At 66.0% G+C, this 8,061-nt stretch carries 5 protein-coding genes; 1 reads left to right on the top strand and 4 read right to left on the bottom strand.

Annotation, left to right across the window (positions count from 1 at the left end; all coding sequences use genetic code 11):
* Nucleotides 1-340: 340 nt before the first annotated feature.
* The gene (locus C2L80_RS12360; protein ID WP_087198614.1) at nt 341-2,140 is read right to left on the bottom strand and encodes an FAD-binding protein; all 1,800 of its coding nucleotides are present in this window, start codon (nt 2,138-2,140) and stop codon (nt 341-343) included.
* 443 nt (nt 2,141-2,583) lie between these two features.
* On the opposite strand from C2L80_RS12360, the gene C2L80_RS12365 reads away from it, so the two are divergent.
* On the top strand, nt 2,584-4,065 hold the full coding sequence (locus C2L80_RS12365) for a helix-turn-helix transcriptional regulator (protein WP_103263305.1): 1,482 nt from the start codon (nt 2,584-2,586) through the stop codon (nt 4,063-4,065).
* Between the two features lie 416 nt (nt 4,066-4,481).
* Here C2L80_RS12365 and C2L80_RS12370 read toward each other — a convergent pair whose 3' ends face one another.
* The 3 genes from C2L80_RS12370 to C2L80_RS12380 all read right to left on the bottom strand — a co-directional run bounded on the left by C2L80_RS12370 (nt 4,482) and on the right by C2L80_RS12380 (nt 7,722).
* Nucleotides 4,482-5,381: a 4Fe-4S binding protein gene (locus C2L80_RS12370; RefSeq protein WP_087198616.1), complete on the bottom strand. Its 900-nt coding sequence runs from the start codon at nt 5,379-5,381 to the stop codon at nt 4,482-4,484.
* Nucleotides 5,371-6,189 carry a 4Fe-4S dicluster domain-containing protein gene (locus C2L80_RS12375; protein ID WP_087198617.1) on the bottom strand — a complete coding sequence of 273 codons (819 nt, stop codon included), beginning with the start codon at nt 6,187-6,189 and terminating at the stop codon, nt 5,371-5,373. The genes C2L80_RS12370 and C2L80_RS12375 overlap by 11 nt, the downstream gene beginning before the upstream one ends.
* A gap of 855 nt (nt 6,190-7,044) precedes the next feature.
* Nucleotides 7,045-7,722, bottom strand: a complete 678-nt coding sequence (locus C2L80_RS12380; protein WP_103263306.1) for a TorD/DmsD family molecular chaperone — start codon at nt 7,720-7,722, stop codon at nt 7,045-7,047.
* Nucleotides 7,723-8,061: the final 339 nt, after the last annotated feature.

Consider the following 8,061-nt stretch of genomic DNA (forward strand, 5'->3'; position numbering starts at 1 on the left):
GAGGGAGGGAGGGAGCGTCCGAAACGACCAGCGCGCTGCGCGCCCGCCCTGCGCGCCATATGCTCGCAAGAGCCGATGCCGAAGGCGAGCGCCCTGCATCGCCCGTGGGCGCGCCCCGTGCGCCATGCGCCCGCAGGAGCCACGCACGCGCAAGCACCCGCGCCCGCGCGCCTCGCCCCTACGCGAAAGCGCCCCGTTTGCGTGCGCGCCCGCAAGCGCCCGCGCCCGCGCTCACCTGCCCCACACCCACGTGCACCTGCCCCGCGCACCCCGCGCCCGTGCGCACCCGCAAAACGTCCCGGGCGCGCCACCTTCACAGCGCGCCCGGGGCAATGGCTTCTTACGCGTTCGCCAAAAGCTTCACCACGTGCAGCGCTTCGGTCATCGTGCGGCCGCACGCCACGCCGTGCATCTGATCGGGATAGTTGCCGCTGAACAGCGACCCCGAGCAGTCGCCGATGCAGTACAGGCCTTCGATGGGTTCGAAGTCCGTGCCAAGCGCCTGGCAGTCGGCGTTGATACGCACGCCATCGATGGTGGTGAGCAGCGTACCGCCCAGCGTGGCGCCGAAGAACGGCGGGGTGCGCAGCTCGGACAGGCGGTACGCCTCCTTGCCGAAATCGACGTCCTGCTGCATGTCGTACAGCTCGTTGTAGCGCTCACAGGTGGCGAGGAACGTCTCCTTGGCCTCGGCATCGAAGCCCAGCTTGTCGGCCAACTCCTCGAGCGTGTCGGCCTTCTGCAGCCGACCGTCGGCCAGCTCCTTCTCAAAGTAGCCGTCCAGGTCGTAGCTGCCGTCCTCGTTCTTGAAGGCGAGGACGCCGTTGCGCGTGCCGGCAGAGCATCCCAGCGTGTGGAAGCGCTGCACGTCGTCGCCGAACTTGCCGTCCCACACACTCACGTACACGCCACCGGGCTGCTGCGCGGCCGCATGCGGCAGATAGTCGTAGTCCGCAGACTCCAACGTGAAGCGCTCGCCGCGCAGGTTCACCTTGAGGAAGGGCTGCGTACCGGGGTTGAACTGGCCGTTTCCGGGCCATTGCGGGTTGCCGGCCTCGATGGACTCCTGCGTGTAGCCCGCCGTGGTGCCCGGTGCCACCAAGCCGCGGTCGAAGATCATCGTCGCGCTGGTGATGTCCTTCACAGCACCCGCCCACAGCGCCGCCTTGATGCCGTCGCCGGTGTTGTTCTGGTTGTAGCCGAGCGCCGTCACGGACGCGGTGGTGATGGGCGAGAGCGCCGAGAGCATGGCCGGGTTCGCCGAATAACCGCCCGTGGCAAGCAGCACGCCCTTGCGCGCGTTGATCTGCGTGTAGCCCCCGTCGGTTTTGAAGATGGCCCCCGTCACGCGGCCGGAATCGTCCGTGACAAGCTTCACCAGCTCGTGCTTATAGGAGATTTCGTAGCCGTTGTCGTTCATGACCTGCTCGAACAGCTCGTTGCGATCAGGGATGCCGTCGCGACCCCCCTCGGCGTTGCCGTAGTGGTGCTCACCACAAGGAGTGTAAAACGGCGTGGCACCCATGCCGCCCGGCATCTCGAACTCGTCGGCGATGACCACGGCGCCGGCGGCGCTCATGTACTGGTCGACGTACTCGAACATGTCGTTGCTCTCGTTCATCCACATGTTGATGAGGTTGTGGTCGCACGTGCCGCTGGAATAGCGCGCCCACTCGCCATGCAGACGGGCACGATCGACGTAATACCCCTGGTCGGTGAAGGGTTTGGTGTCCACAGCATTGAACCAGTGGCGCGTGGCGCCCACCTCGGTGCCCTTCTCGCACAGGACGAAGTCCATCCCCTGGTCGGACGCGTACGCGCCGGCGATCATGCCGCCGTTACCCGCGCCCACGATGAGCAGGTCGGTGTCCTTCGTCTCAGTGATGTCGCCCTCGGCGATCTCCGGCGGCGCGCCCAGCCAGTCCACCGTGATGGCGGCGCTGCCGTCGTCCACAGCCACCACGCTGTTGTCGGCGACGCCCTGCGCGCCCGCCTCGGAAAGCTTGTCGGCCTCGGCCGAGCCCGCGTCCTTCGGCGCGCACCCGGCCAGCCCGAGCGCAGCGAGCGCACCCGCACCCGTCATACCTCCGATAAAGCTGCGGCGCGAAATGCTGCGCGCATGTGCCTGTGTGCGTTCCATGGGAATCCTCCTCTTGTACGGCGCGCGAAGAGGTCGCGCGCGATTGTCGAACGGCCTGTCGCAACGCGCATCACAGCGCGCACCAGGCCGTTTCCCTCGACGTGCATCCTACGGGGCGCGCTCCGAGCTGACACCACCCCGCCCGGGCGTTTTGCGCAGAGCGAAGCGGTGGCCACATGCTCCCCCCGCAGGGGTGATTGCAATCGTTTTACCAGTTGGAACCGCAAAAACTAAGTTCGCTCGATTCCATTGTCGGAATACCCTACAATAAGGAGATGCGTGCAAAGGGCCAAAAGAGGGGCAACGCGACGCGGCAGACCAACCAGCGCGAAAAGCTGGCAAGAACGCGAGACCCGCACGCAGAGGGTCGACGAAATACCAGACGGTCAAACGAAATCGGCAAAACAACGAGCAGACGGACGGGGAGCGAGGAAACGAGAGCCATGGGCAAGGTCAGGCAACGGTTGGCCGACTTGCGGGAAGCGTTGTCGGTTGGCACGATGCTCTGCATCGGCGCCTTCCTCCTCTCCGCCTGTGCCGGTTGGCTGCTGAACGGCAGCGTGTACGCACACGTGGCAGAGTACTGCGGCATCGCCCGCGAGGTGTCGACGCTGTTCTCCGCAGGGTTGTTCCTCGTGCTGTTCTTCGTGGCCTCGCGCAAGCCCGAAGCACTTGATCGACGCATCATGGCCGTTGTGTCTCTGGGGTCGCTTATAACGGCACTGCTCGTGCTGTCATTCGCTCTGAAATTGGAAGACGGGCCGTCCACGGTGCTGGGCTTTCTGTTTCTCAACATCGGCTCGGTATGGGCGGCCAGCTTGCTGGCGCTTGCCTTGGCCTCGCTGCCCTCTCCCCTGGCGATGACGTTGGCCATGGTGTGCGGCATGCCCCTGGGCGAGGTGGCGGTGGCCTTGCTGCCCATGCCCTCATTCGAAGTGGGCTTGATCGCGATCACAGCATGCGACGCGCTGATGATCGCGCTTTTGTATCGAGGAAGCGCGCCCGCGCTCGATCGCCTAACCGGCAGCGCCTCGGCTGCCGACCTTGAGCTGGCAAACCCCGAATCGTTTCTGCGACCGACGCATGCGCTGTTCGTGTGCGCATTCGTGTTTAGCGTGGCGACGGGATATGAACTGACGCTCAACGAGGTGGCACACGCTCCCGTGTCGAGCGACCTCGTTTCAGTGGTGCTGGTGGGCGTGGCATTGTGGATGCTTCTCGGATCGCAAAACGACGGCAAAGAGGATACGCTGTTCAGTTTTTCGGTGTTGCTGGTGATCGCCGGATTCCTGGTGGCTCCGTTCACGTTCGACTCGGGGCTACCCTCGGCAAACGCGCTTCAGCGCATCGGAGTGGACAGTTTCAAGATGCTCACCTTGCTCGTCGTGCTGTCGGTCGGGCGGCGCAACGCGTTCGCCCTGCTGCCGACGTTCACACTCGTGCGTTGCATGATGGCCCTCGGAACCGACGTGGGCGCGGTGGCCGGGCACACCTCGAACGACCTTGCAAGTGCGAACGCCCAGGCCGCAGCCCTCATCGCAGCCATCTCCCTGTTCGCATTCATCGCGTTTCTGTGGATCGGGTTCCGCAAGTTCAGCTTCGCCGACACCATCCGCGGCGTGGCGAACGTGAACGCGGACGCGGGAGCGTCCGAGGCGAGGGATTCCTTTGCAGACTCAGGCGCAGGTGCGGGCGCAGGAGCCAGCATCGAGGAGCGGTGCGCCCAGCTGGGCGCGGAAGGCGGGTTGACCGAACGCGAGACGGAGATATTCGCCATGCTGGCGCGCGGACGCAACGGGCAGTACGTGATGGACCACTACGTCATCTCGCGCAACACCGTCAAAAGCCACGTCAAGCACATCTACGCCAAGCTGGGAGTTCATTCCCAACAAGAGCTCATCGACTTGGTGGAGCGCTACGAGTAGAAAGCGGCCTTCCGAAGCGCTGGCGGATCCTCGCTCGCCGGGCCGGACTGGCCCCTGCCGATCCTGGCTTGACGCAAAGTTCGGCTCGAAATGGCGCAGATCGCGGCTTGCGCATAGGTTTTCCTCCGAAAAAGCACCCTGAGGGGTCTGCGGCGATCTCGGCGGGAATCCCGAACTGGGAAAACGCTTCCGTTGGGGCGGGAAGGCGCTCGGTGCCCTATGCACAAGACGCGATCTGCGCCATTTCGACGCGATGTCCGTGTCGAGCCGGGATCGATGCGAGCCCACATTCGCCTGATATCGAGCCGAGCTTCCTTAGACCGGACGCTTCGGAAGGCCCCGCCCACCCGTTGGACGGCACGGACGAGCGCGCGAGATGGGCGGCGCGGGACCTTCCGAAGCGCCCCCTTTGCCGGCTAAGCCGCGGCGTCGGGCTCGCTCCCGTCGGAAGCGCCTTTGTCGGTGCCCGTGTCGGCGGCGGCGCGCCGAGCGTCGCCGGTCTTCCCGCCCGTCCCGAGCGAGATCGACTTCGACGGGCACGCCTCAACGCAATCGAGGCACAGCGTGCACGACCTCAGCACGGCGCGAGAGTCGGACAGCGCCGAGACATCAAGATTCTCCGGGCACGCCGTCGCGCACGCGCGGCACCCCTCCTGCGATCGACACGTGCTGCAACTCGCCCGCGGACGCACGCCGAAACCGAGCCGAGCGCGCAGCGCGCCGACGGCCCCGAAGAAGAACCCAAGCGGACACACCGCGGCGCACCAGCGCTTGAACAGGAACAGCTCCGCAATCAGCATAAGCGGGAACACGACAAGCTCCCATCCCGGCTGCAGCAGCACGAACACCCGATTGAGCGCCCACAACGTGCCGAACACCAAGCCGATGGGGCATAACAGACAGAACACCGGGAATCCCACGACGAGGGACACCGCCAAAAGCACCGCGAGCACAATCCCCTGCGTCTTCAAACCGGAGGACCCACATGCCGAGCAGCCCTTCGCCGGAGCATCGCCCGCACGCCCGAGAACGCCTCGGGGAGCACGTCCTCCGAACACGTTCTTCAAAAGCTGAGAGGGGCACAGCCACGAGCAAAACGCTCTGCCCAGCACGAACACGATCGCCAGCAGCGCCACCACGCCGGGAACAAGCCCCCACGGCACGCTCTTCGCCGCCACGGCGATCTGGGCGAACCCCACCGGGCACAGCGCGCACAACGTGCCAATTGCCGCCCCTCCCTCCATGTGGGCCACCGCAACGGCAAGGACGAGCACTCCCGCGCCCACCGCGATGCGGGCCAGTTTGCTACGCTTCATGGACACCTCCAACCGACCTCGACGCCTCGCGCGTCGCATTCGGACCGTCAGGATGGACGCCCTTGTCGTGCGGCGCGAGCGGCTCGACCGCAGGAGCCGTGCGCCCAGCGAACAGCTCCTCGCTCGATACGCCGCCACCAGCGCGACCGCTCTGACCGCTCTCGCCCGCGCCCTGGCCAGCCTGATCAGCCTGCGCGATCTGCGCGGTCTGGGCGTACCGCGACACCACCACGATGCCCTTGGTCGCCACGCCCGCGTCGTAGGCGCGCAGCGATGCCGAAGGGCACGCCCGCTCGCACGCCCCGCATCCGTCGCAGTAATCGGCATGAATCACCGGGCGGTCGCGTTCGTCCAGTTCGATCGCACCGTCCACCGGGCACTCGTCTTTGCACACCGTGCAGCCGGCCCAATCCCAAGCCACGCACGCGTCCTTCACCACCACGGCCACGCCCAGGTCGCGCTCGCGGGAGCCGCCGCGCGACAACGCGCCCGTCGGGCATGCGTCCGTGCATTTCATACAGAAGTCGCAACGCCCCTTCGAAAACGCGAGCGTGGGCGTGCCGTACCCCACGATGCTGTCGGCGAGGGAAACCGGCCCCACGATGCCGTACGGGCATGCTTGCCAGCAACGTCCGCATCGCGTGCACGCGGCCACAACCTGCGCATTTGACTCTGCACCCGGAGGCCGCACGAACGCAAGGTCGGCTTGGCGCGTCACCGCTTCGAACCCGCCGAGGCCCACCGTCGCCGCGCCCACGACGCCAACCGCAAAAAATCCGCGCCGGGAAATCCGCTCCACTCTCGCCATCCCCCTCACCGTCGCCTACGATGTTTCACGTGAAACACCTCACCGCACGCATCGCTCGTCTGCCGCGCCCGCTGCCAACTCGCGCGCTCGCTGCCAACTCGCGCCCGCCGCCGCATGTCTGCCTCGCGACTGCACGCCCAAACCCGACGCCGCAGTCGCATCTACCGTCGCACGCCATCTCGCGGCCGTGCGCTCGCCGCCGTATTCCATCGCACCACCGTCACGCCCGCTGCCGCACGCCTGCCGCCGACCCGCGCGCGACCGCGGACTCAAGCCCGACACCGCAGCCACCGAGCGCGCATCCGGACCCTGCACTCACCGTTGTCGCCCGAAGCAGTCGCTTTTCACATCGAAACCGACCGTCCCGAACGGCAACACGCTCTCCGCATCCGCGCACCGCACCACGATGTCTACCGTTTCGCCGTCGCGCGCCTGCGTGATGGCAGAAAATCACCGATTTCGGAACCTGCTCCCTACTTCGCAACCACCCGAAAAGAGCCCGTCCCGCAACACGCCTGGTCACAGACAACCCCTCTCTTCCCGTGGCACGCGCATCTTCCGAAATCGGTCATTTTTCGCCAATTTGGAAGGCTTCCGCTGTCAAACCATCGCCGACATAGGCCCGCGCCCCTCGCCGACCGTCCATCTGCTATCGCGACCCATGGACGGGCCGGACGCGTCATTCCGCGCACCCCGGAAAATACGCTGGGCCAACAGCGGTCTGGCAGAGGAGGAAAGGCGCGCCATCGCGCCATCCCGTCATTCGCCATCCCATCGCCCCGCCGACCCGCGTCCGCTGCCGCATGTCTGCCCCGCACCTACACGTCTAAGTCCGACGCCGCAGTCGCAAGCCGGCTATTCCACGACCTCCTCCAACGCACGCACGTCGGCACGCACGAACGCCCCGACGAACAGGGCGAGGTGCCGGTAGAAGCCCTCTTCGGCTGCCGCCTCCATATCCCGCACGAACCGGGGAAGCCAGTTGAGCAGGTGCTCGCGCGCAAATGCCAACTGCTCGCGCAAGGAGCTTTCGGAGGTTTCCTCGTCGCCTGCGCGCAGCGTGCGCACGGTCTGCTCGCACAGCTTCGCCATGAACACGAACTCCACCGCCAGATGGTCTTCCGGCTCGATGAACTTCGGATCCTTTGCGAATCCAGAAGCGCGGTATATGCGCAGCACCTGGTTGTACGCCTCTTGCATCATGAGACCGCGTTCGCTCGTGTACACGGATTCGTACGGAAACGCCTTCTGCGCCGCGCGCGGCCCCATACCGAAGAACACGCGGTTGAACGCAACAGCCAATTGCTCAAGCGCAGGCTCATCGCGCTTCGCCAAGTCGGACTGCAAAAGGGAGAACCCTTCGGCCAAAGCGGCATCGTCGGACGCAAACGCGACCTTTGTGGCAAGCTCTTCGGCAAACGCAGCATCCAACTCCTTCTCGAAGCACCGCGACAGCATCGCGTACACGCGAAGGCGGTTCTCACAGAAATCGACGAGATTTGAAACAAGCTCGTCGGACATGGTGTTGCTCATGGTCTTCCCTCTTTCTCGTACCGCCGCAGCCCGCGAAGCGCCCCTGCTTGGAAGGGGCGGGGCGCGCAAGGCGAACTGCGGCGCACCATCAAGCCGAATCGCTGGCACGCTCCCAAGAAGAATGCGACCGGGCAACCTTCCCGCGAGAACCAAAAGCCCCGCCCGCGCAGCGGCCACATCGCACCGCAGCGAACCTCTCGCACCCGCGCCTTCGCGCTCGCCATCCTTCGTCGAACGCCACCCGCCGTCTGCGGCTCCCCACTCCTCGCCGAACGTCGCCCGCGCCCACAGTTCTCCACCGTCTGCCGCCCGCCGCCCGCGGCTCCCGCCGCCCGCGGC

Origin of the sequence: Rubneribacter badeniensis, from assembly GCF_002899695.1 — a bacterium.
In the GTDB taxonomy this organism is placed as follows: domain Bacteria; phylum Actinomycetota; class Coriobacteriia; order Coriobacteriales; family Eggerthellaceae; genus Rubneribacter; species Rubneribacter badeniensis.

Bases quoted from the DNA above. Each gene is read 5' to 3' on its own strand.
- C2L80_RS12380 (WP_103263306.1), bottom strand. From the start codon at position 7,722: ATGAGCAACACCATGTCCGACGAGCTTGTTTCAAATCTCGTCGATTTC.
- C2L80_RS12360 (WP_087198614.1), bottom strand. From the start codon at position 2,140: ATGGAACGCACACAGGCACATGCGCGCAGCATTTCGCGCCGCAGCTTT.
- C2L80_RS12375 (WP_087198617.1), bottom strand. From the start codon at position 6,189: ATGGCGAGAGTGGAGCGGATTTCCCGGCGCGGATTTTTTGCGGTTGGC.
- C2L80_RS12370 (WP_087198616.1), bottom strand. From the start codon at position 5,381: ATGAAGCGTAGCAAACTGGCCCGCATCGCGGTGGGCGCGGGAGTGCTC.
- C2L80_RS12365 (WP_103263305.1), top strand. From the start codon at position 2,584: ATGGGCAAGGTCAGGCAACGGTTGGCCGACTTGCGGGAAGCGTTGTCG.